A 24,689-nucleotide genomic window follows, 5' to 3' on the forward strand; every position below is an offset into this window, starting at 1 on the left:
CGGCCGGGGATGACGATCAGAGTGATTGCCGCGCACGCGACGGGAGAGGCTAGGTGAGGGGTGGGCGCCGCGAAGCGGCGGCGCTCAGAGCCCCAGCACGTCGGCCAGCGCCGCCACAACCCGGTCGACGTCTTCGTCGGCCATGCCTGGATAGAGCGGCAGCGACAGGCAGCGCTCGTACCAGGAGCTGGCCCCCGGCAGCTCCAGCTCGCCGTAGCGCTCACGGTAGTAGGGCTGGGTGTGGACCGGAATGTAGTGGACCTGGGTGCCGACGCCGCGCTCGCGCAGCGCCTCGACCACCTCGCGGCGCGTGCGGCCTGCCGCCTCGAAGTCGATCAGCGCCACCATCAGGTGCAGCACCGGATCGCTCCAGTCGGGCCGCGTCGCCTGCACCACCAGTGCCAGCGGCTTCAGCGCCGCCTCGTAGCGCGCCGCCAGGATGCGCCGCCGGGCGGCGAAGGCGTCCAGCTTGCCCAGCTGCGAGATCCCCAGCGCGCAGAGGATGTCGGGCAGGCGGTAGTTGAAGCCGACCTCCGGCATCTCGTACCACCAGGGATCGCCGCCGACCGGCCGGATCATGCCGTGGCTGCGCAGCCGGCGCGCGCGCTCGGCCAGCCGCGGGTCGTTGGTGGTGACCATGCCGCCTTCGCCGGTGGCGATGGTCTTCACCGGGTGGAACGAAAAGGTCGCCATCGCCGAGTGGGCGCAGTCGCCGACCTGCTGGGCGGTGTTGCCGAATTTCAGGGTCGAGCCCAGGGCATGCGGCGCATCCTCGACCAGCACCGCACCGGCGGTCTTGGCCAGTGCCTCCAGCGCCGGCAGCTCGGCGGTGTCGCCGCGCAGATGCACCGGCAGCACCGCGCGCAGCCGCCGTCCCTCCAGCCGCGTCATCGCCTCGGCGAGGGTTTCGGGAGTCATCAGCCCGGTCTGCGGATCGACGTCGGCGAACACCACCTCGGCGCCGACGAACCGCGCGCAGTTGGCGGTGGCCAGGAAGGTGATCGACGGCGCGATCACCGCCTCGCCCTCCTGCACCTCCAGCGCCAGCATCGCCAGGTGCAGCGCCGCCGTGCCGTTCGAACAGGCCACCGCATGCTGGGCGCCGACCTTCTGCGCGAAGGCGTCTTCGAACGCCTCGACCGTCGGGCCGGTGGTCAGGAAGTCGCCGCGCAGCGCCTGCGCCACCGCGGCGATGTCGTCCTCGTCGATGGTCTGGCGGCCGTAGGGCAGCATGGCGTCAGTCCGTCGCCCGGCGACGGCGATGCTCGGGCGCGCCGTCGGCCAGCAACGCCAGCAGTCCCTCGCCCGACAACCACTCGTCGTTGGTGTCGCTGGCGTAGGAGAAGTTCTCGGCCACCATCGGATGGCTCTTGGCGTAGGACTCGCGGCCGAACTCCACGAAGGCCGGCTCGATGGCGTAGCGGTCGCCGAGGTCGACCGTGGTGCGCGCGTCGTCGGCCGAGATCATCATCTCGTGCAGCTTCTCGCCCGGGCGGATGCCGATCACCCGGACCCCGACGCCCGGCGACATGGCTTCGGCCAGGTCGGTCATCTTCATCGAGGGGATCTTGGGCACGAAGATCTCACCGCCGCGCATGATCTCCAGCGACGACAGCACGAAGTCGACGCCCTGGTTCAGGGTGATCCAGAACCGCGTCATCCGCGCGTCGGTGATCGGCAGCTCCTTGTCGCCTCGGGCCAGCAGCCTTTGGAACAGCGGCGCCACCGACCCGCGCGAACCGACCACGTTGCCATAGCGCACCACCGAGAACCGGGTCCCGATGTCGCCCGACAGGTTGTTGGCCGCCACGAAGGTCTTGTCCGAGGCCAGCTTGGTCGCGCCGTAGAGGTTCACCGGGTTGCAGGCCTTGTCGGTGGACAGCGCCACCACCTGCTTGATGCGGTTGGACAGGCACGCCCACACCACGTTCTCGGCGCCCATGATGTTGGTGTGGATGCACTCGGACGGATTGTACTCGGCGGCCGGCACCTGCTTCAGGGCCGCGGCGTGGATCACGATGTCCACCCCCCGCATGGCCAGGGTCAGCCGCTCGCGGTCGCGCACGTCGCCCAGGAAGAAGCGCATGCAGGTCAGGGTCTCGGGATCGAACTTCTCGGCTAGGTCGATCTGCATCTCGTGCTGTTTCAGCTCGTCGCGCGAGAACACGATCAGCTTGCGCGGCTTGGCCCGCATCAGCACGGTCTCGATGAACCGGCGCCCGAAGGATCCGGTCCCGCCGGTGACGAAGATCACCTTGCCGTCGAGGTCGAGGTTGGTGGCTGCGAACCGGCCCAAAAGCGGCGCTCCAATACAAGAACTGCGAATCGTCGCCGCACTGTCCGGCCTAGCTCGTAAAGAGAGCGCTAACCATGATGTGGCGTGGTGGCGCCATGGACCGCCGCCGCCTCCTCGCCCTCGCCGTGCTCGCCGCCGCGCCGTGGCTGACGGCCGCTGCGCCCAAGAAGGACGACAAGAAGAAGACCGTCGCCGGCACCTATGTCGAGATCAACACCCTGACCGCCAGCATCATGCGCCCCAGCGGCCGGCGCGGCGTGATGACCGTCCAGACCATCCTCGACGTCCCTGACGCCAAGCTGCGCGCCAAGGCCGAAAGCCTCGTGCCGCGCATCCGCGCCGCCTTCGTCCAGACCCTGCAGATCTACGCCTCGGGCATGACCCCGGCCACGCCGCCCAACCCCGACGTCCTCGGCCCCGCCCTGCAACGCGACGCCGACCGCATCCTCGGCCAGAAGGGCGCCAAGGTGCTGCTCGGGACGATGCTGATCAACTAGCGGCGCGGCGCCCGCGCTGCGCATGGTCGCGCCGCTTCCTGGTCTGGTCCCTTGGCCTCCTGTTGGCGCAACTCGGACGCCGTGCTTCGACGAGCCAAGCGCGCCAGCCAGGGCCTTCAGCGGCGCCTGAACTGCGGACGCGCCGGGCCGCCGCCCGCCCGGGGCGCGGTGTCGCGGTGCCGGAAGGTGATCCGACCGCGATTCATGTCGTAGGGGGTCATCTCCACGGTGACTCTGTCGCCGACCATGGAGCGGATCCGGTTCTTTCTCATCTTGCCGGCGGTGTAGGCCAGGATCTCGTGGTCGTTCTCCAGGCGAACGCGGAACCGCCCTTCCGGCAACAACTCGGTGATCTGACCGTCGAACTCGACGGGTTCTTCTTTGGCCATGGCTCTTCCTCTGCTGAATTACTTGCGCGCTTTTCGCGCTGCGTAGCGAGCGTCGCGCTTGACCTTGGCTTCCGCATTGCTCAGCGGCTTACGCTCTTTCCGCGCAGCGCGTCTCGCGCCCAGCCCCGCGGCCGCCGACGCTTCGGCAGCCTCGTGGACGTTCTGAAGGGCGAGGGCCGCAGCCTCTCGCCTGGCGCTCTTCGCCGCCTCGCGCTCGGCGCGCACGATGACAAGGGTGGCCGCCGTGCGAGCGGAGCGGTCGACAAAATCAGCGGCGGGCGCTGCGACCCTCGGCCGGAACTTGGCGAGCATGGATCTTCGCGCGGCTTGGGCAGCCTTCTGTCGATCGGCGTAGGTGGTGATGTCTGCCCTGTTCATTTGGCGCTTCCAGCAACGCGGGCGAGGCGCGAAGCGAGGCGCCCATCCTCGGCGCAGGCCAGATCCGTCCAGGTGTCGGCGGCGGCTTGCTGCTGCTCACGAACCCTGTCCAAAGTGGCGTCACGGGCGGCGGCCGAGGCCTCGCTCGCTCGAGCTCTGTATTCCTTTGCCCTCTGTCGCAGCTTCTCAGCTGCGGGGTCCACGGGAACGTCGATGTCCATAACAGCAGCTCCGGCTATTTGAGGTCATGGACGGTACGCCTCTCCAGGAGGCGGCCGACCCTCAGGCCCAGCTGGTCCTGCGATATTCGATGAAGGCTGGGATGGGCGTGTCGGATGTCTTGCAGGCTCGCCCGCGGATCGCGCGCAAGGATGTCGCTGAGCACCGCCTCGCGGACGGTTCGGTATCTGAAATTCACGTCCGGCCCGATCAGCGGTCGTCCAGGGTCATCGGCCGCGATGCCGATGGCGCGCAGCCGTCGTGGACGCCTCCACCCTGTCGGGCGAGCAGCCGGCCCACGCCCTTTCGGCAATTGAGCCAAACTAAAATTTGCATTCGCAAAGATCACCCCTCTCAAAGGCAAGACTTCTTGCGCGCGAATAAGGCGCGAGCGTCAAATTTTCGAGGAGGATCTGTAGCTAGAACGGGGTCGGAATTCTTGATTCCGGGGCAGCGTCAAGCGAGCCTGAGCGAAGTTTGATTGCGATGTATGCACTTATTATGGGAAGCGCACAAGTAATTATATCGATTCAGAAATTTCGCGCCTGACTTCGAGGCCGACCACTCGGCCGCCTTTAGCCTGCGTCCCGGCTAGCGTCACGGCGTGTACTCGCAGGCAATGGCCGGTGTCCGCCTAGCGCCTCCGCGCGAAATCCCAAACTGGCGCTAACGGGACGTCGACTGACTTAGCCGCAGCTCCGCAGCCCCCTCACATCGCCGAGATGCCGCCGTCGAGCTTGAGCTCCGCGCCGGTCATGAACTTGCTCTCGTCGCTGGCCAGATAGAGCACGGCGTTGGCGACGTCGTCCGGTTCGCCGATGTGGCCGAGCGGGATCTGACGGGCCAGCTTGCCCTCGGCGACCTCCTTGCCGAGCTGCTGGCGGATCGGGTCGAGGATCGGGGTGTCGATGAAGGTCGGGTGGACCGAGTTGGAGCGGATCTCCAGCCCCTGCTTGGCGCAGTGCAGGGCGATGCCCTTGCTGAGCAGCCAGACCCCGGCCTTGGAGGCGTTGTAGACCGGCGAGTTGTGGGCGGCGATCAGGCCGGCGATCGACGAGATATTGACGATCGAGCCCGGCTGGCTCTGACGCATGTACTTCAGCGCGTGCTTGGTCCCCAGGAACACCGAGTCGACATTGACGCTCATCACCAGCTTCCAGTCCTCGAAGGAAAGCTGCTCGATGTTCCCGCCGCGGCTGATCCCGGCGTTGTTGACCAGCACCGAGATGCCGCCCATCGCCGCATCGGCTTCCTCCAGCGCGTAGATCCACTGGTCTTCCCGGGTGACGTCCAGCGGGAAGGCGTAGGCCGCGCCCTCGCCGTGCTCGGCGACGATCTCCGCGGCCACGGCCTGGGCCCCAGCGTGGTTGATGTCGGCGATCGAGACCACGGCGCCCTCGTCCGCCAGCTTGCGGGCTATGGCCGCGCCCAGGCCCTGGGCGCCTCCGGTGATGAACGCCTTCTTGCCCGCGACCCGTCCCGCCATGGTCTCCTCCCTCTTGGCGTCTAGTCCTTCGCGCCCGCCGCCTTCGCCGCCTGGTCCATGAAGCCCGCCATCGTCAGGTCGAGCTCGGTGACGCCGTCGGCGTCATGGGTGGTCAGCAGCACCTCGACCCGGTTGTAGACATTGAACCATTCCGGATGGTGGTCCAGCTGCTCGGCGCGGATCGCCACCCGCGTCATGAACGCGAACGCGATGTTGAAGTCGGCGAATCGGTAGGTGCGGGCGATCGCCTCGCGATCGCCCGGCGCCCGCGCCCAGCCCGGCAGCTTGGCCAGCGCCGCGTCGGCGCCGATCTTGGTTGGGCGCGTCACGCCAACTCCTCTTCCTCGAAACTCAGACCCGTGGCGGCGGCGAGCTCGGCCAGGGTCTGACCCACGTCCACCACCTTGATCGCCCGCATGCCCAGGGCCGCGGCCGGCTTGCAGTTGATGCCCAGGTCGTCGAGGTAGACGCAAGCCTCCGGCTTCACGCCCAGCGCCTCGCACATCATCAGGTAGATCTTCGGGTCGGGTTTGCGCACGCCGGCCTTCGAGCTTTCGATGATGTGGTCGAACAGCGGCATGACCTGGCCCATCGCCCCGGCCGCGCGCTGCGGCGCGTCGGCGCCCGGGCTGTGGTGGGTGACCATGTTGTTGGTGATGCAGCCGACCTTGAAGTGCGCCTTGCAGGCCTTCAGCGCCGCGACCATCTGCGGGCGCAGATGCCCCGACAGCAGCGGCAGCACGTCGGCGCCCGGCACCGGGTGGCCCAGCGCGGTGGATTCGGCCAGGAACAGCTCGTCGAAGCCCTTGGCGTCGATCTCGTTGCGCTCGAACAGCGCCCAGGCGTTGGTGTCGGGGTTCGTCGAGTTGACCTTGCGGATCAGGTCCTTGGGCAGGCCCTTCTCGGTCTCGTACCGCGCAAACGCCTCGAACGGCGAGGACGTGAACACGCCGCCGAAATCCCAGATCACCGCTTCGATCGTCATCGATTTAAACCCGTGTTTGAATTTTCTCGGAAGCTAGCGGGCCCGGCGGGCTTTTGAAAGGCTCGCCGTCGCCGCGGGGCGCAGCTATCAGAAGACCATGCGCGCCTTCTTCTCGTTCATTCCGCGGCCCCTGCGTCTGGCGGTGTTCGCCGCCGCGGTCGCGGTGATCCTCTACCTGACCCTGGCGCCGTCCAACGACGTGCCCGGCTCCGGGCTGATCTGGGACAAGGCCGCCCACGCCATCGCCTTCGGCCTGCTGGTGGTCATCGGCCTCCTGATGTCGACCCATCGGCGCAAGACGGTGATCGCCTGCGTCTGGGGTCTCGCCGCCGGCATCGAGATCGCCCAGGCGCTGATGCCGTTCGGCCGCCAGGGCGACTGGATCGACCTATTCGCCGACACCGTCGGCATCGTGATCGGCGTCGGCCTCTGGGCGCTGGCCCGCCGGTTCAAGCCGCAATGACCATCCGCCACGCCCCTTACGAGGAGGCCGCGGACTTCACCATCGGGCTGAAGCCCATCGCGCAGGCCGACTGGCTGGAAGGCGGCGAGGCCGACCCCGCCGCCCGCAAGGACCCGCTCGTCGCCGCGCACCGCGACGTCGTCTGGGGCGAGACCGCGGGCTCGCGCCCCGGCCAGGCCGAGGCCGCCGACCTGGTCGCCGCCGCGCTCGGAGCCCCGCTGGGCGGCGAGGACCTGCCGCCGCTGCTGGCCGCCGCCCGCCGCGTCCCCGACGATCTGGTGCTGATGGAGAAGTCGGGCGGCGAATGGCGGGTCGGCGCGCTGTCGCTCTGCGCCCCGACCTTCTTCACCGCCCACGAGGTGCTCGGCCGCGCGCTCGGCGACATCCACGGGCCGGTGCACGGCTTCGCGGACCGCCTCCTGACCCGCGTCGTGCGCATCTTCGACGGACTGCGGCCCGGCCTTGTGCTCGAGCGCCGTAACTGGAGCGTCGTGAACTCGGATGCGACCTTCACCCCGGACTCGGCTCCGATCCGGGCCCGCATCGCCGGGATCGACCCGGCCAGCGCCGGGGCCGAACTGTTCGTGCGGGTAGAGCGCCAGACCCTGCGGCGGCTGCCGGCCACCGGCGGGGCCCTGTTCACCATAAGGGTGTGGCTGGCCCCGCTGGAGGAGCTTGCAGGCGACCCGCCGCGGCTCGCCGCCTTCGCCCGCGCCTGGCGCGAGGCGACGTCGGATTTCCGTGCATACAAGCGGTTGGAGCTCTACGACGACCTTGTCAGGGGATTTCTTCGCGCCCACGGTGAAAGCCACAGCGTTAACGGAAACTGATCCTCATGGTTGTGGCCGTCTTAGCTGAACGACGCCGGGAAACCGTCATGCGCCTGCGTACCGTCCTGTCGATCGCCGTCTTCGTGGCCCTTGCGGCCTGCGACGCCGGCGGCCCGCCGAAGATCGGCGCACGTCAAGCGGCCACGCCGCCGGGCTCGGTGACCGTGCCGGTGACCACGCCCGCGGCGGCCCCGCCGACCGCCTGCCCGGACCCGGCCCAGATCATCGCCGCGGCCTGCCCGCCGCCCAAGGTCGCCAAGGCCCCGGCCAAGCCGGTCAAGGTCGTCCACCACAAGCCCAAGCCGAAGGCCAAGCCGGTCAAGGTCGTCGACATGCGTCCGGCCAAGCCCGCTCCGGCCCCGGCCCCGCCCCCGGTCGAGCGCGAATACGCCCGCGTCGTGCAGCCGCCGCCCGTGGTCGCGCCGCCGCCTCAGCCGCAGCGCCCCGGCCGCATCGTGCAGGAAGAAATCACCGAGTCGTATCGCGGCTATCCGCCGGCCCAGGCCTACGCGCCGCCGCCGCAGCAGAGCTACGCCCCCCCGCCGCCGGCCTATGCGCCGCCTCCGCCGCCGATGGCCTATTACGCGCCGCCGCCGCCTCCGCCGCGCTATGCCCCGCCGCCCCCGCCGCCCCAGATGGCCTACTATCCGCCGGCGCCCCGTGGGCCGTGCTGCACCTATCCGGCCGCCGGACGCGACGCCAACGGCTTCCTGACCTGGCCCGGCAAGCGCTAGGCCGCCGGGCGGCTCAGGCCTCGTCCTCCGGGGTCAGCCGGTAGCCGATCCCCGGTTCGGTCAGCAGGATCTTCGGGGTCGAGGCCTCTTCCTCGATCTTCTGGCGCAGCTGAGCGACCAGCACCCGCACGAACTGGGCGTCGACCTGCGCGGTCGGCCCCCACACCGCGGCGATCAGCTGGCGATGGGTGACCACCCGCCCGCCGTAGCGCGCCAGGGTCTTCAAGAGATCGTACTCGCGCGGCGTCAGCCGCATCTCCTCGCCCATCACCGCCACGCGGCGGGTCGCGAAGTTCACTTCCAGGTCGCCGCTGCGGAACACCGCATGGGCCGAGAACCGCCGCTCGCGGCCACGCAGCGAGGCGCGGATCCGCGCCAGCAGCTCGCCGACCCCGAAGGGCTTGTTGATGAAGTCGTCGGCCCCCTGGTCCAGCGCGGCGATCTTCTCGTGCTCCAGGTCGCGGGCCGACAGCACCAGGATCGGCGCCTCGGACCATTCGCGGATACGGGCGATGACCTCCTTGCCGTCCATGTCCGGCAGACCAAGGTCGAGGATCACCACGTCGCAGGGCTCGCTGGCCAGATAGGCCAGCGCTTCGCCGCCGGTCTCGGCCGTCGCCACCTCGTAGCCGGCCGCGCTCAGCGCCGGGCGCAGCGCCCGCAGGATCTGTTGTTCGTCGTCGACCAGCAGCAGATGCGCGAGACTCATGGCCGCCCTCCCGGAAAGCTCAGCGCCACCACCAGGCCCGCGCGATCGTCAGGCCGCGCCTGCGCCCGCACCGACCCGCCCATCGCCTCGACCAGGCCGCGGGTGATCGACAGGCCAAGGCCCGTGCCCTGCTGGCCCGCGGCCGTGGCCGGCGAGCGATAGAACTTGTCGAAGATCATGCCGAGGTCGGCGTCCGGCACCCCGGGACCTTCGTCCCAGACCTCGACCACCACCTGGCCGGCGTCGGTGCGCCGCGCGCAGACCTCGATCCGCGCCCCGTTCGGCGAGAACCGCACCGCGTTCTCCACCACATTGGCCAGCGCCTGCTCGGCCAGGATCGGGTCGCCCAGCGCCGCCAGCTCGTCGCCGCCGGCATGGGCGACCAGCTCGCGCTCGCCGGCGCGCTTGCCCAGCCGCTGCACGACCCGGCCGACCACCTCGCCCATGCCGAAGGTCACCGGCTCGATGCTCAACGCCCCGGACTCCAGCTTGGTCATGTTCAGCAGGTTGCCGACGAACAGGTTCAGGCGCTCGGCCTCCTCCTGGATGGTCAGGGTCAGGTCGTCGCGCACCGCCGCGTCAAAGCGGTCGCCGAACTCCCTCAGGCTGCTGGCCGAGGCCAGGATCGCCGCCAGCGGCGTGCGCAGGTCGTGCGAGATCGACGACAGCAGCGCATGGCGCAGTTGCTCGGTGCGCTCACGCGCCTGCATCTCGGCCCGCGCGCCGGACAGCCGCGAGCGGGCGATGGCGGCGGCGGCCATGTCGACGAGCACGTCGACCATCCGCTCGTCGTCGTCGGCGTGCAGCCGCGCGGTCGAGCGCCAGGCCGCCAGCCCCAATGATTGGCCGTCGGCGCGCAGCGGCCGCAGCCGCCAGCGATCGACCTCGCTCGGCGCGATCTGGACAGCCGGATCAGCGGCGGCGCGGACCAGCGGCGCCTGCGGCTCGACCCCGCCGGGCGCGCTCCACCAGCGGCCGTCCTCGAACACCACCGCCTCGCGGCCGGTTTCGGCGATCCGGTGGGCCAGCGCCTGGCGCACGGCGTCCTCGTGGCCCGAGGCCGAGAACTCCTCGCTGGCTCGGAACAGCGCCCCGGACGTCCGCGCCCGTGTCTCGGCCCGCCGCTGGGCCTCGCGCAGGCGGCCGGCCAAGCCGCCGGTCAGCACCGCCACGGCCAGGAACACGAACAGGACCAGGAAATCCTCGGCCGAGGTCAGGGTGAACACGAAGCGCGGTTCGACCAGATAGATGTCGTAGACCAGAAAGGCGATCGCGGCGGCGAAGTAGGCCGGGCCGGGACCCAGGGTGACGGCGGCGACCAGCACGCCGGCCAGGAACACCATCGACAGGCGGTCGGTGTGGAAGACGCGGTAGATCACCTCGGCCACGGCTGTGGAGACGGCGACCATGCCGAAGGCGGCCAGATAGCGCAGCGCGCCCCGCGCTCGTGGGCCGATTGTCCAATCCCGCGCCATGCGGATCCTTGCAAAGCCGGGCGTCGACGGCGTCCGCCTGTCCGTGGGAACCCCAGGCTCGATAGTTGGGAGACGAGCAGGGCCGTCGACAAGCCGGACCATGGCCGCAGCCACGCAGCGGTTCAATTATGCCGGGCTTATGCCTGCGCCCGCTCCGGGACTTATAAGCTTCTTATGCTTGTGGGCATAACCCGTCCACGCGACCACCCGGGCCATGATGATGCAGACCGGTCAAGCCGCGCCCTGGTTCACGGCTCCGACGCCCAGCGTCCCCAATTTCAACTTCTCCAGCCTCGGCGGGCGCTACGTCCTGCTGGCCTTCATGCCGAGCGAGCCGATCGCCCGCCAGCTGGCGCTGGCCGCGATGCAGGCCCACCAGTCGCTGTACGACCAGACCAACCTCGTCGCCTTCGGGGTGCTGCGCGACCCGGTCGCCATGTCCCAGGCCCAGGACCGCCCCGGGTTGATGTGGTTTCTCGACCAGAGCGGCGCGGTCAGCCGCGCCTACGGCGCGGTCTCGCAGGACGGCGTCGAGACCCCGTACTGGTGCGTGCTCGACCCGAGCTTGCGGGTGATGATCGCCGGCGGCATGGACCAGACCGAGCAGGTGTTCGCCGCCATCCGCGCCCTGCCCGCGCCGGGCGACCACGCCGGCGTCCCGCTGCACGCCCCGGTGCTGGTGGTTCCGCGGATCTTCGAGCCGGAGATGTGCGCGCGGCTCATCGAGTTCTACGAGCGCCAGGGCGGCGAGCGCTCGGGCACCATGCGCCAGGTCGGCGGCAAGACCGTCGCGGTGATCGACGACTTCAAGAGCCGCCGCGACGCCACCATCGCCGACGAGTCCTTCCGTGAAGAGCTGCGCAACCTGATCCAGACCCGGCTGCTGCGCCCGATCAACCGCGCCTTCCAGTTCAATCCCACCCGCATCGAGCGCTACATCGTCGCCTGCTACGACGCCGACGACGAGAACGGCGGCTACTTCAAGCCGCACCGCGACAACACCACCTCGGGCACCGCCCACCGCAAGTTCGCCTGCTCGATCAACCTCAACGCCGAGGAGTTCGAGGGCGGCGACCTGCGCTTCCCCGAGTTCGGTCCCAAGACCTACCGTCCGCCGACCGGCGGGGCGGTGGTGTTCTCCTGCTCGCTGCTGCACGAGGCGACCCGCGTCACCCGCGGCCGCCGCTACGCCTTCCTGCCGTTCTTCTTCGACGAGGCCGGCGAGGCCCTGCGCCAGAAGAACCTGCACACCCTGCAGCTCGCCGACGCCCCCAAGCCCGCGCCCGAACCCGCCGCAGCCCCCTAGGCGACCGCGTCGAACAGCGCCACCGCGTCCGGTCCGGCAGGAAAGCGCAGTCTCGCGCCCGCCTCGTGCACGGCCGCCCAGACCGCCTCAGCGACATCGGCCTCGCTCGTCGTGAGCGCCGGCTTGGCGAACGCCTCGAAGATCGGGCCGGCGAATTCGGCATAGACCGCCGGGATCAGGTCCTCGACCTTCACCGAGGTGTTCTGTGAAAACCGCGTGGTCGGCGCATAGCCGGGCTCGACCAACCGCGCGCGGACCCCGAAATGCGCAAGCTCGTGCGCAAGGGAGCCGGTGAATCCCTCGATCGCCTGCTTGCTCGCCGTATAGGCGGCGGCCAGCGGCATCGGCGCCAGGGTGACGCTGGACGTCACATTGACGATCGTTCCGGACCGCCGCGCCCGCATCTGCGGGATCACCGCCTGGGTCATGGCCATGACGCCGAAGGTGTTGGTCTCAAAGACCTGGCGGATGTGGGCCATCGGCGTCGCCTCGAAGGCGCCGACCACCCCGATCCCGGCGTTGTTGACCAGCACGTCGATCGGTCCGGCGGCGTCGATTGCTGCGGCGATGCTGGCCGCGTCGGTCACATCGAGGGCCAGGATGCGCAAACGTTCGGACGCTGCCAGCAGGTCGGCGCGCGGAGTGCGCATCGTCGCCACCACGTTCCAGCCCGCGCCCAGAAAGCGCCTCGCGGTTTCGAGCCCATAGCCCGACGAGCAGCCGGTGATCAGGACGGTGTTCATGGTCTTGCCTCGCCTCAAATGAATTGACGCGCTCAGGCTAAGCGCCCAAAACCGGACGAACTATAATCCAAGATCCACATTTCATTTGCGAAAGTCCAGACATGTCCGATCCACTCTCCGAGGTGATCGGGCTGCTCGCCCCCCGCACGGTGCTGACCAAGGCGATCAGCGGCGCCGGCGCCTGGGGCGTGCGCTACAGCGACTTCGGCCATCCCAGCTTCGCAGTGGTCATGCAGGGCGCGTGTCGCCTCGCGGTGGACGGTCACGCCGAACTGACGCTGCAGGCCGGCGACTTCGTGCTGCTGCCGACGACGCCCCGGTTCACGATGTCCGGGTTCGAGCCTGTCACGCCCCAGCCGGTCGATCCTCACGCCGCCGCCGCGGGAGCGGGCGACGTCCGTCACGGCCGCCAGGACGGCCCCCCGGACGTCCGCCTGCTCGGCGGCTATTTCGTCTTCGACGGCGCCGACGCCGGACTGATCGCCTCGCTGCTGCCCGGGCAGGTGCATGTCCGCGGCGTTCCGCGGCTGTCGGCCCTGGTCGGGCTGCTGATCGAGGAGGCGGCGCAGGAGCGGCCCGGCCGCGAACTGGTCCTGACCCGGCTGGTCGAGATCCTGCTGGTCGAGGCGCTGCGCCTGGTCCCCGCCGCCGACGCGCCCGCCGGCCTGCTGCGCGGCCTGTCCGACGCCCGGCTGGCCCAGGCCCTACGCCAGATGCACGCCGATCCGGCCCGGCCCTGGACGATGGCGCAGCTCGCCGGCGAGGCCGCGCTGTCGCGGTCGGCCTTCTTCGACCGCTTCACGCGCCAGATCGGGGCGCCGCCAATGGAGTATCTGCTGACCTGGCGCATGGCGCTGGCCAGGGACCTGCTGCGCCGCCAGGGCCTCGACATCGCGCAGGTCGCCGAACGCATCGGCTATGGCTCGGCCAGCACCTTCAGCACCGCCTTCAGCCGCCACGTCGGGCAGCCGCCCGGTCGCTACGCCCGCCAGGCGGTCTAACCATAACTAGATAGGGCGACGCCGCCTCGAAAGCGGATCGCTAAGCTCGCGTTTCAATCTTGGGAAAATGGCGCACCCGACACGATTCGAACGTGTGACCTTTGCCTTCGGAGGGCAACGCTCTATCCAGCTGAGCTACGGGTGCGTCTGAGCGAGTTGCGCTGTCTAGCCGAAAGCTCAGCGAAACGGAAGCGCTCAGGCGCCTGCGGTGGTCAGCGAGACGAACACGTCCTCCAGGTCCGGGTCCTCGGTGGCGATGTCCTTGATGTGCAGGCCGGTGGCGCGCACGGCGGCCAGCACCTGCTCGACGCTCGACTGGCCGGTCCGGTAGGTGACCTGGAACGCCCCGCCCGCCCGCGGCTTGGTCTCGAAGCCAGGCAGCTCGGGAGCGACCATCAGCGGCTCCTCCGGCGTCACCACCACGTTGCGGGTGTCGAGCCGGCGCAGCAGGCTCGAGGTCGGCTCGCAGGCCACCACCTCGCCGCGGTTGACGATGGCGATCTGGTCGCAGAGCTCCTGGGCCTCTTCCAGGTAGTGCGTGGTCAGGACGATGGTCACGCCCTTGCGGTTCAGCTCGACCACATAGTTCCAGAGCTGGCGGCGCAACTCGACGTCGACCCCGGCGGTCGGCTCGTCGAGGATCAGCACCGGCGGATTGTGCACCATGGCCTTGGCGACCATCAGGCGGCGCTTCATGCCGCCCGACAGCTGGCGCACATAGGCCCCGGCCTTGTCGCCCAGGCCCAGCGCGTTCAGCAGCTCCATGGTCCGGCGCTCGGCCGGCGGCACGCCGTACATGCCGGCCTGCACCTCCAGCGACTCGCGCGGGGTGAAGAACGGGTCGGCGGCGATCTCCTGCGGCACCACCCCGATCGCGGCGCGCGCGTCGCGCGGGCGCTGGTCGATGTCACGGTTCCAGATGCGGACCGTCCCCGACGTCTTCTTGGTCAGGCCAGCCAAGGTGTTGATGAACGTCGACTTGCCGGCGCCGTTCGGGCCCAGCAGCCCGAAGATCGATCCGCGCGGGATCTTCAGGTCCAGCCCGCGCAGGGCGTGCATCTCCGGCGCGGTCTTGGTGGCCGGGTAGATCTTCACGACGCCTTCGGCCTCGATGGCGAACTCAGGTAGGTCCATGCGTCTCTTTGTGTCCGGGGCGTGCATTGACGGGTCGAGCCGTGGTCGAATACCTAGGCGCGTGCGGCGCATCCGCCAAGCTTCCGCCGCCGGAGAGTTCAAGAATGGCCCGTAAAGCCCCCGTCCCCGACCAAGGCCGCTCCTCGCAACTGGAGCCCATGCCCGCCAAGGGCGCCCGTACGCCGGACCTGCCGCCGTCGGAAGTGGTGGTCGTGCGCTCGGGCCGGGTCGCCTGCGACGGCGTCGGCGGCGCGCTGGGCCATCCGCGGGTGTGGCTGGAGATGGGCGAGGCCTCCTTCGTCGAGTGCCCCTACTGCGACCGCCGCTTCGTGCTGCCGGACGGTTCGGAAGGCCCCGAGGACGAGCGTCTGGCCCCCGGCGTCTACGAAGGCCCGCACGGCCACTGACACACCGCTGTCAGCAGCGCGCCGACCGAGGCCGAAATCCGCCGGAATGTCACACCGGCGGCGCCTATATCGTCTCTGCCTGAGCGACAGGAGGAGGCGATCATGAACCAAGCCGAGACTTTCAAGCAGCTCCACACGGGTCCGCAGATCCTGGTGCTGCCCAACGCCTGGGACGCCGCCAGCGCGGCGCTGATGGAGGACGCCGGCGCCAAGGCCGTGGCCACCTCGTCGGCCGCCGTCGCCTGGGCCCACGGCTACGCCGACGGCGACCTGCTGCCGGTCCCCACCCTGCTCGCCGCCATCGGCGAGATCGCCCGCGTAGTGAAGGTCCCGCTGACCGCCGACATCGAAGGCGGCTATTCCGACGACCTCGCGACCCTCGCCGAAACGATCAAGGGCGTCGTCGGCGCCGGCGCCGTCGGGATCAATCTCGAGGACGGCGGCCGCGACCCCGACCTGCACGCCCGCAAGATCGAGGCGGTCCGCAAGGCGGCCGGCGCCGGCCTGTTCGTCAACGCCCGGACCGACGTCTACCTGCGCGGTCTGGCCCAGGGCGAGGCGGCGCTGGCCGAGACCCTGCGCCGCGCCGAGCTCTATCGCGCCGCCGGGGCCGACGGGATCTTCGTGCCCGGCCCGGTCGACGAGACCCTGCTCGGAACCCTGGCGCGCGATATCGCCCTGCCGCTGAATGTCATGGGCCGCGGCGGCGCGCCGAGCGCAGAGCGGCTGCAGGCGCTCGGCGTGCGCCGGCTGTCCTCGGCCACCGCCCCGTTCCGCGCCGCCTACGCCGCGCTCGGCCGGGCGATGGGCGAGTTCCTGGCCAGCGGCGATGCGAACGCCCTGGCCCAGGCCGGGCAGGGCTTGGCCGACCTCAACAAGCGCTTCAGCTAGGCGTTGACCGCGGACGGCGGCGGCGTGCGCTCGACCGCCGCCGAGATCGCCGCGACCAGGGCCTGGATGTTGATCGGCTTGGTCAGATAGCCCTGGAAGCCGGAGATCTTGCCGCGGGTCACCGTCTCGGCAAGCACGTTGGCCGAGATCGCGATCACCGGGATGTCGCAGGTGGCCGGGTCGGCCTCCAGCCGCGCCTTGACCTGGAAGCCGTCCATGCCGGGCAGGTTGATGTCCAGCAGGATGACGTCCGGGCGCAGGGCCGCGGCCAGCTCCAGCCCCTCCATCGGCAGTTCGGCGACATGCAGGTCGAGGCTGCCCAGCGCCTCGGCGATGTGGCGCATCAGCCGGATGTTCGAAGCATTGTCCTCGATATAGAGCACCACCGCGTCCGGGGCCTTGCCGGCCAGCGCCTGGCGGCGGTCCTCGTCGCGGGTGGCGACCTGGGCCGGCTCGGCCGCCGGCAGGTCGACGATGAAGGTCGAGCCGACGCCCTCCAGGCTCTGGACGTCGAGCTTGCCGTTCATCGCCTCGACCAATCGCCGGGTCAGGGCCAAACCAAGGCCCGCGCCCTCCACGCCCGAACCCTCGCGGCCCAGCCGCTCGAACGGCTCGAACAGGTCGGCCATGCGTCCGGTGGGGATCCCCAGCCCGGTGTCGCGCACGCTGATCAGCACCCGCTCGCCCAGCGCCCGGATGGTCACCTCCACCGCGCCGCGCGGGCGGTTGTACTTGATGGCGTTGGACATCAGGTTGGCCAGCACCTGCTTGAGCCGCAGTTGGTCGGCGCGCACCGCCAGCACGGCGTCCGGCTCGGCGATGGTCACGCTGATCCCGGTGCGGTCGGCCATCGGCCGGAAGGTCCCGGCCAGGGCCTGGGCCACTTCGTGCGGGTCGATCGCCTCGATCGAGACCGAGACCTTGCCGCTCTCGATCTTGGCGAAATCGAGCACCTCCTCGATCAGCGCCAGCAGATGGCGTCCGGCGGTATGGATCTGCTCGACCGCCTCGGTCTGGCGCTCGGTCAGCGGCTCGACGCTGCGCATGCGCAGGATGTCGGCGAAGCCGATCACCGCGTTCAGCGGCGTGCGCAGCTCGTGGCTCATATTGGCCAGGAAGTCGGACTTGGCGCGGTTGGCGTCCTCGGCCCGGCGGCGCTGCTCGTCCAGCGCGGCCAGGGCGGTGGTCAGGTCGGTGGTGCGTGACTGCACCGCCGATTCCAGCTGGCCGTTGATCTCGCGCAGCCGCTCGGCCTCGGCCAGCGAGCGCGCCTCCAGCCGCCGGTCGATATAGGCGCACATCAGCCCGACGGTGAGGATCAGCGCCGTGCAGGCCGCGATCGTCGCCGACAGCAGCGAGCCGGAGACCAGCTGCCCGTCGGCCGCCACGCCTGGTCCAGCGACGATCACCGTGCCGGCCATCGCCGTGAAGTGCATGCCGCAGATCGCCGCCGCCATCACGATCGCCGCCGCCGCCCGCTGGCGGGCGGTGCGCAGGTTGACCACCAGCCACAGCGCGACGCTCGCCGCCGCCACTGCGATCAGCACCGACAGCCCGAAGAAGCCCGGCTGGTAATAGACCTCGCCCGGCAGCCGCATCGCCTCCATGCCCATGTAGTGCATGACCGCCACGCCCAGCCCGACCAGCGTCCCGCCGGTCAGGATCCGGCGCCAGCCGCCCCCGTCGGCGATCGCCTTCAGCCCGCCGGCCACGGCGATCACCGCGATCGCGCCCGACAGGATGGTCAGCCCCGGATCGTACTCGACCTTGAACGGCGTGCGGTAGGCCAGCATGGCGATGAAGTGCATCGACCAGACCCCGCCGCCCAGCACCCCAGCCGCGCCGAGATGCCAGAACCGCCGGGCCGGCCCCTGGGCCGAGTTGAGCCGCTCGGCCATGTCGAGGGCGGTGAACGAGGCCACCACCGCCACCAGATAGGAGATCAACACCAGGGCGCCGTCGTGACCCGTCGCGACGCCGTCGACATTATTGCTGAAGCAGAGTCCGAGAATCTCCACGAACCGCCCACTCCCCGAGAATGATCGTCACAACTTCTCATGAGTGTATTGATTCGACGTTACACGCCGATCACTAACGACGTGAGATAAACGCGCGAGTACTTGCACTGTACTTTACGCATTTTACGTATAATGCCGCCACAGGCGAACCTGCGCCGCGTCGCCACGCGGCGGATGACCTTCGCCCGCGTGCACCCTATGTTCCCGCCATGACCGACGCGCCCCTCGCCGCCCCGACCCTCGCCGACATCCCCCGCGAACCGACCCAGGACGGGCCGGCCGTGCGGCTCTATCTGGTCGACGGTTCGGGCTATATCTTCCGCGCCTACCACGCGCTGCCGCCGCTGACCCGCAAGAGCGACGGCCTGCCGATCGGGGCGATCAGCGGTTTCTGCAACATGCTCTGGAAGCTGCTCGTCGACATGAAGGCCCAGCCGGAGGCGCCGACCCACCTGGCGGTGATCTTCGACCACTCCGAGAAGACCTTCCGCAACAAGCTCTACGACCAATACAAGGCCCACCGCCCGCCGCCGCCCGAGGATCTGGTCCCGCAGTTCCCGCTGATGCGCCGCGCCACCCGCGCCTTCGGCATCCCCAGCCTCGAGCTGCCCGGCTACGAGGCCGACGACCTCATCGCCGCCTACGCGTGCAAGGTGCGCGACGCCGGCGGCGAGGTGACGATCATCTCGTCCGACAAGGACCTGATGCAGCTGGTCGGCGACCGGGTGTCGATGCTCGACACCATGAAGAACGTGAAGATCGGCCGCGAGCAGGTGATCGAGAAGTTCGGGGTGCCGCCGGAAAAGGTCGTCGACGTCCAGGCCCTGTGCGGCGACAGCGTCGACAACGTGCCGGGCGCGCCGGGCATCGGGGTCAAGACCGCCGCCCTGCTGATCAACGAATACGGCGACCTCGACACGCTGCTGGCCCGCGCCGGCGAGATCAAGCAGCCCAAGCGCCGCGACACCCTGATCGAATTCGCCGACCAGATCCGCCTCTCGCGCGAGCTCGTGCGGCTGGACTGCGACACCCCGCTGCCCGAGCCGGTCGACGCGCTGGTCGTCGACGATCCCAACGCCGAGGAGTTGGCCGCCTTCCTCGAGGAGATGGAGTTCCGCACCCTCGCCCGCCGCGTGGCCGGCGGCGGCGCGACCGCCTCGGCGACTCCGGCCCCCGCGCCCATCGCCCGTCCGGCCGCCGCGCCGGTCGCCGCGGCGATCAACCCCAGCGACTATGTCTGCGTCCGCGACCTGACGACCCTCGACGCCTGGATCGCCCGCGCCAAGGCCGTCGGCGTCGTCGCCTTCGACACCGAGACCGACGCCCTGTCCTCGGCCAACGCCAACCTCTGCGGCGTCTCCCTGGCCGTCGCGCCCGGCGAGGCCTGCTACATCCCGGTCGGCCATGAGAACGAAAGCACCGGCGGCCTCGAGTTCGAGACCCCGGAGTCGATCGAGCAGTTGCAGCTCGACGAGGTCATCGCCCGCCTGAAGCCGCTGCTGGAAGACCCGGCGGTGCTCAAGGTCGCCCAGAACGCCAAGTACGACATCGCCGTCCTCGACCGGCACGGGATCAAGGTCGCCCCGATCGAAGACACCATGCTGATCAGCTACGCCCTCGAGGGCGGGCTGCACAAAAGCCATGGCATGGACGAGCTCTCCAAGCGCTGGCTGGAGCACGAGCCGATCAAGTTCTCGTCGGTCACCGGGACCGGCAAGTCGCAGAAGAGCTTCAAGCACGTGCCGCTGGAGCCGGCGACCTGCTACGCGGCCGAGGACGCCGACGTCACCCTGCGGCTCTACCAGCACCTGCGCCCGCGGCTGGCGCACGAGCGCCTGCTGACCGTCTACGAGACCCTGGAGCGCGGCATGCCGCCGGTGCTGGCGGCGATGGAGAACGAGGGGATCAAGGTCGACACCGACACCCTGCGCAAGCTCTCCAACGACTTCTCGGTGCGGATGGGCGAGTTCGAGGCCGAGGCGCACCGCCTGGCCGGCCGCCCGTTCAACCTCGGCAGCCCCAAGCAGATCGGCGAGGTGCTGTACGGCGAGATGGGCCTGGCCTCGAAGCGGGTGACGGCCACCGGCGCGCAGGGCACCGACGCCTCGATTCTGGAAGAGCTCGCCGCCCAGGGCCACGAACTGCCGCGCGTGCTGCTTGACTGGCGCCAGCTGTCCAAGCTCAAGGGCACCTACACCGACAACCTGGTCAGCGCGATCGCCGACCGCTCGGGCCGCATCCACACCTCCTACGCCCTGGCCTCGACCACCACCGGGCGGCTGTCGTCGAACGACCCGAACCTGCAGAACATCCCGATCCGCACGGAAGAGGGCCGCAAGATCCGCAAGGCCTTCATCGCCGAACCGGGCCACGTGCTGATCAGCGCCGACTACAGCCAGATCGAGCTGCGCATCCTCGCCCACGTCGGCGACATCCCGCAGCTGAAGAAGGCCTTCATGGAGGGCCACGACATTCACGCGGCCACCGCCTCGGAGATGTTCGGGGTGCCGATCGAGGGCATGCCGTCCGAGACCCGCCGCCGCGCCAAGGCGATCAACTTCGGCATCGTCTACGGCATCTCGGCCTTCGGCCTGGCCAACCAGCTGTCGATCCCGCAGGACGAGGCCGGGGCCTATATCAAGACCTACTTCGAGCGCTTCCCCGGCATCCGCGCCTACATGGACCGCACCAAGCAGGCGGCGCGGACCCAGGGCTTCGTGACCACCATCTTCGGCCGCAAGGTCCACATCCCGGCGGTGAACTCCAAGTCGCAGGCCGAGCGCGCCTTCGGCGACCGCGCGGCGATCAACGCCCCGATCCAGGGCGCGGCCGCCGACGTCATGCGCCGGGCGATGATCCGCATGCCGGCGGCCCTGAAAGCCGCCGACCTGCAGGCGAAGATGCTGCTGCAGGTGCACGACGAACTGGTCTTCGAAGCCCCGGCGGCCGAGGCGGAAGCGACCATCGCCGTGGTCCGCAAGATCATGGAGCGCGCCGCCGAGCCGGCCGTGGCCCTATCGGTGCCGCTGGTCGTCGAGGCCCGCGCCGCCGCCAACTGGGACGACGCGCACTAGGCCAGGATCAGGCCGGCGGTCCTTCCGCATGCTGCGGCAGGCCGTCGTCCAGCTTCAGCCACGGCTGCTTGCTCGACACCCAGATGTGGTCGGTCGGCGCAAAGCCGCTCGGATCGTCCATGCTGCCGCTGGTCAGGCCCATGATCCCCAGCGCCTCGCGCTTGGAGAAGATCGTCGTGCCGCAGCGGGTGCAGAAGCCGCGCTTCAGCCCCTCGGACGAATGCGCCGTCCCGACCGGACCGCTCAGGGTCACGGCCTCGACCGCGTAGAGCGCGCGGGCGTTGAACGCCGCCCCGATCGCCCGTTGGCACAGCCGGCAATGGCAGACGCGTACGTTGATCGGCTCGCCCTTCGCCGCATAGCGCACCTCGCCGCAAAGACATCCGCCGGTCAGCATGGGTCAGGCCTCCTGCCGCCTCTCTAGCCCGGCGCCGGCGCCGGGAGCGACCGCGGACCGGCGGCGTCGCGCGTTTGGTCGGCGAGGTGTGCTCGTGCGGCACTACCGCCAATGGCGAAGCTTGGCTTATCTGCCCCGCCAGATTGCAGAGGGGGGAAATGCAGATGGGCGCGCTTCAGCTCGACACCGCGGTGGTCCGCGACGGGGAGGTCCTGCGGGCCGACCTGCACAGCGACTGGAACATCTGGGGCCCGAACGGCGGCTACGTCTCGTCGGTGGCCCTGCGCGCGGCCGGCGCCGTGGCCCCCGAAGGCCACCGCCCCGCGACCATCTCGGTCCAGTACCTGTCGGTCGCCAAGTTCGCGCCGGTCGAGGCCCAGGTCACGCCGGTGAAGACCGGCCGCAACGCCTGGCTGCTCAACGTCGCGCTGGTCCAGGAGGGCAAGACCTTCCTGCAGGCCCAGGTGTGGACCACCAGCAAGGACTCCGGCCCGCTCACCGCGCAGGCGGTGATGCCCGACGTTCCCGGCCCCGACGGCCTGAAGACCATCGCCGAGCACGTCGGCAAGGAGCAGGTGAACGGCTTCTGGAACAACATCGACGCCAAGCCGCTGAACTTCATCCCCTGGGACCAGCCGCGCCCGCCGGGCCCGGCCCTGCTGCGCGAATGGTACAGCTTCGTCGGCTACGAACCCGGCGACGCCTTCCTAGACGCCTGCCGGCCGCTGATCCTGATCGACACCCTGCTCTGGCCGACCCACCACCGCGGCCTCGCCGACCGTCCCGACTATGTGGCCCCCAGCCTCGACGTCACCGTCTGGTTCCACCAGGGGGCCGGCGCCGCCGACTGGCTGCTGGTCGACGCCCATGCCGACACCGCGCTCGCCGGCCTGATCCACGGCCAGGCCCGGGTCTGGAGCGCCGACGGCCGGCTGATCGCCAGCGGCGGCTCGAACATGATGCACGTCGCCCGCGGCTAGGCGCGATGATCGACCTGGTCATCTTCGACTCCGACGGCGTGCTGGTCGACAGCGAGGAGATCGCCCTGGCGGTGATGGCGAAGGCCGCCACCGCCGCCGGCGCGCGCATGGACACGGCCGAGGCCCTGGCCGTCTTCCGGGGGCTGAAGATCGCCGACTGCGTGGCCGAGATCGAACGCCGCGCCGGCGCGGCTGTCTCGCCGGACTTCATCGCCGAGGTCCGCGCCGCCACCGCCGCGGCCTTCGAGACCGACCTACGCGCGGTCGAAGGCGTGCACGCTGCGCTCGCCGTCATCGCCGCACCGATCTGCGTCGCCTCCAACGGCCCGCTCGCCAAGCTCGACCAGACGCTGCGACTGACCGGCCTGATGGATCGCTTCGAGGGCCGGGTCTTCAGCGCCTACGAAGTCGGCGCCTGGAAGCCCGACCCCGGCCTCTTCCTCCACGCCGCCCAGGCGCTGGGCGCCGATCCCGCCCGCTGCGTGGTGGTCGAGGACTCCCTGGCCGGCGTCCAGGCGGCCAAGGCCGCCGGCATGCGCGCCCTCGGCTACGCCCCGGCCGACACCGCCCGCGATCTGGCCGACGCCGGCGCCGAGGTCTTCACCGCCATGGCGCAGCTGCCAGGCCTGCTGGCCCGCTAAGCGCAAGATCCTCTATCGGGCGGCCGCCGCCAGCACCCGCGCCACGCTGTCCTCCAGGCTCGGCGTCCCGACGATCTCCACCACCGGGCAGGCCAGCCCCGCCAGCCAGGCCCGGTGCCGCTCCAGGCTGCGCCCCGGAAAGCCCGGCGTCTCATAGGCCTGCGCCCAGGCCAGGAACTCCAGATGCGCCGCGTGCATCGCCCCGCCCGGGGCGATCGCCGCGCCGTAGCGCGCCTGCTCGCGGGCCATCAGCCGCGCCATCCGCACGTCCTGCGGCACGTGCAGGAAGACCACCAGGTCGAAGCGCGGAACGAACACGTCGCCCCAGCCGATCAGCGACCCGGAGATCACCCAGGACGGCGCGCCCGCCAACGCCGCCTCCATCAGCGCCACCCGCTCGGCCTCCGGCCGCTTGGCGGTGAACGGCGGGTCGGTCGCCTCCCAGAAGTAGCTGTCGGTGTCGAGGTGCCGGCAGTCCAGGCGCTCGGCCAACGCCGCGCCCAAGGTGGTCGTGCCCGAGGACGAGGCCCCGACGATATGGATATGCCCGGACATCGTGGACTAGGCCTTGCGCCCCTCGGCGATGAACGCCTGGAAGCCGGCCACCAGGTGGTCGAACATCAGCCGCATGCGCCGGTGGCCGCGCAGGTTCTCGTGCATCGCGATCCACACCTCGAGCTCGAAGCCGAAGGCGTTGGAGAGCAGCGGGGTCAGCCCGTAGCGGCGGGCGATCTGGTGCTGGCAGGCCCCGACCCCGACCCCGGCGCGGATCGCGGCGATCTGGGCCAGGTCGTTGTCCGAGCGGAAGGCGAACAGCTCGCGGCTGACCTCCCAGGGCAGCTCCAGGTCGGCCAGGGCCTGCAGCGCCGGGGTCTCGCGATCGAACCCGACCACCGTGTGGGCGGTCAGTTCTTCCAGGGTCTGCGGCGCGCCGAAGCATTCGATGTAGTCGGGCGAGGCGTAGAACCCGACCCCGATGGCCCCGACCTTGCGGGCGACCAGCGCCCCCTGCGTCGGACGCACCATGCGCACGGCGATGTCGGCGTCACGCCGCGACAGATCCTCGGCGCGGTTGGACAGCACCAGCTCGATGTCGATCTCCGGATGCTCGCGGCGGAACGACCCGAGGATCGCGGGCAGCACCTCGGCGCCCATGATCTGGCTGGCGGTGATGCGGATCGCACCCTTCAGCTCGTCGGCCGCGCCGGAGGCGTCGCGCAGCGCCGCCGCCGCCGCCGCGTGCATCTCGGCCAGGTGGCTTTCCAGCTGCCGGGCGAGGTCGGTGGGGGTCAGGCCGCGCGGCGAGCGCAGGAACAGCGGCGCGCCCAGCTTCTGCTCCAGCGCCTCGATGTGACGCCCCAGGGTCGGCTGGGTCAGCCCACGCGCCTTGGCCGCCGCTGACAGGCTGCCGGCTTGAAGCACGGCATGCAGGCTTTGAAACAGGTCCCAATCGGCGTTCGCCATGCACTAATGAATAGCCGATCTGCAAAATTCGGCAAACACGGGTCGGCGTGCGGCTTTCCATTCCGGCAAGGCGGCGCCGGCCGCTGAGGCCGGCGCGCTCGAAACACCTACGGAAAGTCCGTCTTTTCTCCGGCTCAGGTGTTTCCACCCGAACCGGAAAGGGTCTAGATGC

At 70.0% G+C, this 24,689-nt stretch carries 27 protein-coding genes and 1 tRNA gene; 11 read left to right on the forward strand and 17 right to left on the reverse strand.

Going from position 1 to position 24,689, the window contains the following annotated elements:
- Positions 1 to 84 precede the first annotated feature (84 nt).
- Positions 85 to 1,233 carry a UDP-4-amino-4,6-dideoxy-N-acetyl-beta-L-altrosamine transaminase gene (gene pseC, locus AC1Q87_RS10355; protein WP_492608866.1) on the reverse strand — a complete coding sequence of 383 codons (1,149 nt, stop codon included), beginning with the start codon at positions 1,231 to 1,233 and terminating at the stop codon, positions 85 to 87.
- Positions 1,234 to 1,237: 4 nt separating this feature from the next.
- Positions 1,238 to 2,296 carry a UDP-N-acetylglucosamine 4,6-dehydratase (inverting) gene (gene pseB / locus AC1Q87_RS10360; RefSeq protein ID WP_492608867.1) on the reverse strand — a complete coding sequence of 353 codons (1,059 nt, stop codon included), beginning with the start codon at positions 2,294 to 2,296 and terminating at the stop codon, positions 1,238 to 1,240.
- 74 nt (positions 2,297 to 2,370) lie between these two features.
- On the opposite strand from pseB, the gene AC1Q87_RS10365 reads away from it, so the two are divergent.
- Complete coding sequence (locus AC1Q87_RS10365) at positions 2,371 to 2,793, forward strand: hypothetical protein (RefSeq protein ID WP_492608868.1); 423 nt, start codon at positions 2,371 to 2,373, stop codon at positions 2,791 to 2,793.
- Positions 2,794 to 2,909: 116 nt separating this feature from the next.
- Here the strand turns inward: AC1Q87_RS10365 and infA are convergent, their stop codons facing one another.
- The 6 genes from infA to AC1Q87_RS10395 all read right to left on the reverse strand — a co-directional run bounded on the left by infA (position 2,910) and on the right by AC1Q87_RS10395 (position 6,250).
- Complete coding sequence (gene infA / locus AC1Q87_RS10370) at positions 2,910 to 3,182, reverse strand: translation initiation factor IF-1 (RefSeq protein WP_492608869.1); 273 nt, start codon at positions 3,180 to 3,182, stop codon at positions 2,910 to 2,912.
- 18 nt (positions 3,183 to 3,200) lie between these two features.
- Complete coding sequence (locus AC1Q87_RS10375) at positions 3,201 to 3,560, reverse strand: DUF6481 family protein (RefSeq protein WP_492608870.1); 360 nt, start codon at positions 3,558 to 3,560, stop codon at positions 3,201 to 3,203.
- Positions 3,557 to 3,781: a hypothetical protein gene (locus AC1Q87_RS10380; protein WP_492608871.1), complete on the reverse strand. Its 225-nt coding sequence runs from the start codon at positions 3,779 to 3,781 to the stop codon at positions 3,557 to 3,559. Before AC1Q87_RS10380 ends, AC1Q87_RS10375 begins: the two co-directional genes overlap by 4 nt.
- A gap of 707 nt (positions 3,782 to 4,488) precedes the next feature.
- On the reverse strand, positions 4,489 to 5,265 hold the full coding sequence (locus AC1Q87_RS10385; RefSeq protein WP_492608872.1) for an SDR family oxidoreductase: 777 nt from the start codon (positions 5,263 to 5,265) through the stop codon (positions 4,489 to 4,491).
- A gap of 20 nt (positions 5,266 to 5,285) precedes the next feature.
- Entirely contained in the window at positions 5,286 to 5,594 is a 309-nt protein-coding gene (locus AC1Q87_RS10390) for a 4a-hydroxytetrahydrobiopterin dehydratase (protein WP_492608873.1), read from the reverse strand.
- A complete protein-coding gene (locus AC1Q87_RS10395; RefSeq protein ID WP_492608874.1) occupies positions 5,591 to 6,250 on the reverse strand; it encodes an HAD-IA family hydrolase in 660 nt (219 codons plus the stop codon). The genes AC1Q87_RS10390 and AC1Q87_RS10395 overlap by 4 nt, the downstream gene beginning before the upstream one ends.
- A 97-nt stretch (positions 6,251 to 6,347) precedes the next feature.
- Between AC1Q87_RS10395 and AC1Q87_RS10400 the strand changes: the two genes are divergently transcribed.
- The 3 genes from AC1Q87_RS10400 to AC1Q87_RS10410 are packed head-to-tail and all read left to right on the forward strand — an operon-like array spanning position 6,348 to position 8,277.
- The gene (locus AC1Q87_RS10400) at positions 6,348 to 6,713 is read left to right on the forward strand and encodes a VanZ family protein (RefSeq protein WP_492608875.1); all 366 of its coding nucleotides are present in this window, start codon (positions 6,348 to 6,350) and stop codon (positions 6,711 to 6,713) included.
- Positions 6,710 to 7,543 (forward strand): heme-dependent oxidative N-demethylase subunit alpha family protein, encoded by an 834-nt coding sequence (locus AC1Q87_RS10405; protein ID WP_492608876.1) that lies wholly within the window; start codon positions 6,710 to 6,712, stop codon positions 7,541 to 7,543. The genes AC1Q87_RS10400 and AC1Q87_RS10405 overlap by 4 nt, the downstream gene beginning before the upstream one ends.
- Positions 7,544 to 7,590: 47 nt before the next feature.
- A complete protein-coding gene (locus AC1Q87_RS10410; RefSeq protein ID WP_492608877.1) occupies positions 7,591 to 8,277 on the forward strand; it encodes a hypothetical protein in 687 nt (228 codons plus the stop codon).
- A 13-nt stretch (positions 8,278 to 8,290) separates the two neighbouring features.
- Here AC1Q87_RS10410 and AC1Q87_RS10415 read toward each other — a convergent pair whose 3' ends face one another.
- Complete coding sequence (locus AC1Q87_RS10415; protein WP_436063424.1) at positions 8,291 to 8,986, reverse strand: response regulator; 696 nt, start codon at positions 8,984 to 8,986, stop codon at positions 8,291 to 8,293.
- Entirely contained in the window at positions 8,983 to 10,461 is a 1,479-nt protein-coding gene (locus AC1Q87_RS10420; RefSeq protein WP_492608878.1) for an ATP-binding protein, read from the reverse strand. Before AC1Q87_RS10420 ends, AC1Q87_RS10415 begins: the two co-directional genes overlap by 4 nt.
- Before the next feature lie 214 nt (positions 10,462 to 10,675).
- Between AC1Q87_RS10420 and AC1Q87_RS10425 the strand changes: the two genes are divergently transcribed.
- On the forward strand, positions 10,676 to 11,767 hold the full coding sequence (locus AC1Q87_RS10425; RefSeq protein WP_492608879.1) for a 2OG-Fe(II) oxygenase: 1,092 nt from the start codon (positions 10,676 to 10,678) through the stop codon (positions 11,765 to 11,767).
- Here AC1Q87_RS10425 and AC1Q87_RS10430 read toward each other — a convergent pair.
- Positions 11,764 to 12,510: an SDR family oxidoreductase gene (locus AC1Q87_RS10430; protein WP_492608880.1), complete on the reverse strand. Its 747-nt coding sequence runs from the start codon at positions 12,508 to 12,510 to the stop codon at positions 11,764 to 11,766. The genes AC1Q87_RS10425 and AC1Q87_RS10430 overlap by 4 nt on opposite strands.
- Positions 12,511 to 12,611: 101 nt before the next feature.
- Here AC1Q87_RS10430 and AC1Q87_RS10435 point away from each other — a divergent pair, with 101 nt between their 5' ends.
- Positions 12,612 to 13,511, forward strand: coding sequence for an AraC family transcriptional regulator (locus AC1Q87_RS10435; protein WP_492608881.1), 900 nt, complete (start codon positions 12,612 to 12,614; stop codon positions 13,509 to 13,511).
- A 68-nt stretch (positions 13,512 to 13,579) separates the two neighbouring features.
- On the opposite strand, the gene AC1Q87_RS10440 is transcribed toward AC1Q87_RS10435, so the two are convergent.
- Positions 13,580 to 13,656, reverse strand: a tRNA-Arg gene (locus AC1Q87_RS10440).
- A gap of 50 nt (positions 13,657 to 13,706) precedes the next feature.
- On the reverse strand, positions 13,707 to 14,645 hold the full coding sequence (locus AC1Q87_RS10445; RefSeq protein WP_492608882.1) for an ABC transporter ATP-binding protein: 939 nt from the start codon (positions 14,643 to 14,645) through the stop codon (positions 13,707 to 13,709).
- A gap of 158 nt (positions 14,646 to 14,803) precedes the next feature.
- On the opposite strand from AC1Q87_RS10445, the gene AC1Q87_RS10450 reads away from it, so the two are divergent.
- Both AC1Q87_RS10450 and AC1Q87_RS10455 read left to right on the forward strand, forming a co-directional pair.
- Complete coding sequence (locus tag AC1Q87_RS10450; protein WP_436063602.1) at positions 14,804 to 15,052, forward strand: zinc-finger domain-containing protein; 249 nt, start codon at positions 14,804 to 14,806, stop codon at positions 15,050 to 15,052.
- A 102-nt stretch (positions 15,053 to 15,154) separates the two neighbouring features.
- Positions 15,155 to 15,943 carry an isocitrate lyase/PEP mutase family protein gene (locus tag AC1Q87_RS10455; RefSeq protein WP_492608883.1) on the forward strand — a complete coding sequence of 263 codons (789 nt, stop codon included), beginning with the start codon at positions 15,155 to 15,157 and terminating at the stop codon, positions 15,941 to 15,943.
- Here the strand turns inward: AC1Q87_RS10455 and AC1Q87_RS10460 are convergent.
- Positions 15,940 to 17,961: a hybrid sensor histidine kinase/response regulator gene (locus tag AC1Q87_RS10460; RefSeq protein ID WP_492608884.1), complete on the reverse strand. Its 2,022-nt coding sequence runs from the start codon at positions 17,959 to 17,961 to the stop codon at positions 15,940 to 15,942. The genes AC1Q87_RS10455 and AC1Q87_RS10460 overlap by 4 nt on opposite strands.
- 209 nt (positions 17,962 to 18,170) lie before the next feature.
- Here AC1Q87_RS10460 and polA point away from each other — a divergent pair, with 209 nt between their 5' ends.
- The gene (gene polA / locus AC1Q87_RS10465) at positions 18,171 to 21,035 is read left to right on the forward strand and encodes a DNA polymerase I (RefSeq protein WP_492608885.1); all 2,865 of its coding nucleotides are present in this window, start codon (positions 18,171 to 18,173) and stop codon (positions 21,033 to 21,035) included.
- Positions 21,036 to 21,042: 7 nt separating this feature from the next.
- Here polA and AC1Q87_RS10470 read toward each other — a convergent pair whose 3' ends face one another.
- A complete protein-coding gene (locus AC1Q87_RS10470) occupies positions 21,043 to 21,432 on the reverse strand; it encodes a GFA family protein (RefSeq protein WP_492608886.1) in 390 nt (129 codons plus the stop codon).
- 164 nt (positions 21,433 to 21,596) lie between these two features.
- On the opposite strand from AC1Q87_RS10470, the gene AC1Q87_RS10475 reads away from it, so the two are divergent.
- Positions 21,597 to 22,412, forward strand: a complete 816-nt coding sequence (locus AC1Q87_RS10475) for an acyl-CoA thioesterase (RefSeq protein ID WP_492608887.1) — start codon at positions 21,597 to 21,599, stop codon at positions 22,410 to 22,412.
- 5 nt (positions 22,413 to 22,417) lie between these two features.
- A complete protein-coding gene (locus AC1Q87_RS10480; protein ID WP_492608888.1) occupies positions 22,418 to 23,053 on the forward strand; it encodes an HAD-IA family hydrolase in 636 nt (211 codons plus the stop codon).
- 12 nt (positions 23,054 to 23,065) lie between these two features.
- On the opposite strand, the gene AC1Q87_RS10485 is transcribed toward AC1Q87_RS10480, so the two are convergent.
- Positions 23,066 to 23,608 (reverse strand): AAA family ATPase, encoded by a 543-nt coding sequence (locus AC1Q87_RS10485; protein ID WP_492608889.1) that lies wholly within the window; start codon positions 23,606 to 23,608, stop codon positions 23,066 to 23,068.
- Positions 23,609 to 23,614: 6 nt separating this feature from the next.
- A complete protein-coding gene (locus AC1Q87_RS10490; protein ID WP_492608890.1) occupies positions 23,615 to 24,517 on the reverse strand; it encodes a LysR family transcriptional regulator in 903 nt (300 codons plus the stop codon).
- Between the last annotated feature and the right edge of the window lie 172 nt (positions 24,518 to 24,689).

The sequence above is a fragment of the Phenylobacterium sp. GW823-FHT02A09 genome, from assembly GCF_058797775.1.

What these genes read in the sequence shown, in the direction of transcription:
- pseC (WP_492608866.1), bottom strand. Translation starts at nt 1,233, where the DNA reads ATGCTGCCCTACGGCCGCCAGACCATCGACGAGGACGACATCGCCGCG.
- AC1Q87_RS10365 (WP_492608868.1), top strand. Translation starts at nt 2,371, where the DNA reads ATGATGTGGCGTGGTGGCGCCATGGACCGCCGCCGCCTCCTCGCCCTC.
- infA (WP_492608869.1), bottom strand. Translation starts at nt 3,182, where the DNA reads ATGGCCAAAGAAGAACCCGTCGAGTTCGACGGTCAGATCACCGAGTTG.
- AC1Q87_RS10375 (WP_492608870.1), bottom strand. Translation starts at nt 3,560, where the DNA reads ATGAACAGGGCAGACATCACCACCTACGCCGATCGACAGAAGGCTGCC.
- AC1Q87_RS10380 (WP_492608871.1), bottom strand. Translation starts at nt 3,781, where the DNA reads ATGGACATCGACGTTCCCGTGGACCCCGCAGCTGAGAAGCTGCGACAG.
- AC1Q87_RS10385 (WP_492608872.1), bottom strand. Translation starts at nt 5,265, where the DNA reads ATGGCGGGACGGGTCGCGGGCAAGAAGGCGTTCATCACCGGAGGCGCC.
- AC1Q87_RS10395 (WP_492608874.1), bottom strand. Translation starts at nt 6,250, where the DNA reads ATGACGATCGAAGCGGTGATCTGGGATTTCGGCGGCGTGTTCACGTCC.
- AC1Q87_RS10400 (WP_492608875.1), top strand. Translation starts at nt 6,348, where the DNA reads ATGCGCGCCTTCTTCTCGTTCATTCCGCGGCCCCTGCGTCTGGCGGTG.
- AC1Q87_RS10405 (WP_492608876.1), top strand. Translation starts at nt 6,710, where the DNA reads ATGACCATCCGCCACGCCCCTTACGAGGAGGCCGCGGACTTCACCATC.
- AC1Q87_RS10410 (WP_492608877.1), top strand. Translation starts at nt 7,591, where the DNA reads ATGCGCCTGCGTACCGTCCTGTCGATCGCCGTCTTCGTGGCCCTTGCG.
- AC1Q87_RS10415 (WP_436063424.1), bottom strand. Translation starts at nt 8,986, where the DNA reads ATGAGTCTCGCGCATCTGCTGCTGGTCGACGACGAACAACAGATCCTG.
- AC1Q87_RS10420 (WP_492608878.1), bottom strand. Translation starts at nt 10,461, where the DNA reads ATGGCGCGGGATTGGACAATCGGCCCACGAGCGCGGGGCGCGCTGCGC.
- AC1Q87_RS10425 (WP_492608879.1), top strand. Translation starts at nt 10,676, where the DNA reads ATGATGATGCAGACCGGTCAAGCCGCGCCCTGGTTCACGGCTCCGACG.
- AC1Q87_RS10430 (WP_492608880.1), bottom strand. Translation starts at nt 12,510, where the DNA reads ATGAACACCGTCCTGATCACCGGCTGCTCGTCGGGCTATGGGCTCGAA.
- AC1Q87_RS10435 (WP_492608881.1), top strand. Translation starts at nt 12,612, where the DNA reads ATGTCCGATCCACTCTCCGAGGTGATCGGGCTGCTCGCCCCCCGCACG.
- AC1Q87_RS10445 (WP_492608882.1), bottom strand. Translation starts at nt 14,645, where the DNA reads ATGGACCTACCTGAGTTCGCCATCGAGGCCGAAGGCGTCGTGAAGATC.
- AC1Q87_RS10450 (WP_436063602.1), top strand. Translation starts at nt 14,804, where the DNA reads ATGCCCGCCAAGGGCGCCCGTACGCCGGACCTGCCGCCGTCGGAAGTG.
- AC1Q87_RS10455 (WP_492608883.1), top strand. Translation starts at nt 15,155, where the DNA reads ATGAACCAAGCCGAGACTTTCAAGCAGCTCCACACGGGTCCGCAGATC.
- polA (WP_492608885.1), top strand. Translation starts at nt 18,171, where the DNA reads ATGACCGACGCGCCCCTCGCCGCCCCGACCCTCGCCGACATCCCCCGC.
- AC1Q87_RS10470 (WP_492608886.1), bottom strand. Translation starts at nt 21,432, where the DNA reads ATGCTGACCGGCGGATGTCTTTGCGGCGAGGTGCGCTATGCGGCGAAG.
- AC1Q87_RS10475 (WP_492608887.1), top strand. Translation starts at nt 21,597, where the DNA reads ATGGGCGCGCTTCAGCTCGACACCGCGGTGGTCCGCGACGGGGAGGTC.
- AC1Q87_RS10480 (WP_492608888.1), top strand. Translation starts at nt 22,418, where the DNA reads ATGATCGACCTGGTCATCTTCGACTCCGACGGCGTGCTGGTCGACAGC.
- AC1Q87_RS10485 (WP_492608889.1), bottom strand. Translation starts at nt 23,608, where the DNA reads ATGTCCGGGCATATCCATATCGTCGGGGCCTCGTCCTCGGGCACGACC.
- AC1Q87_RS10490 (WP_492608890.1), bottom strand. Translation starts at nt 24,517, where the DNA reads ATGGCGAACGCCGATTGGGACCTGTTTCAAAGCCTGCATGCCGTGCTT.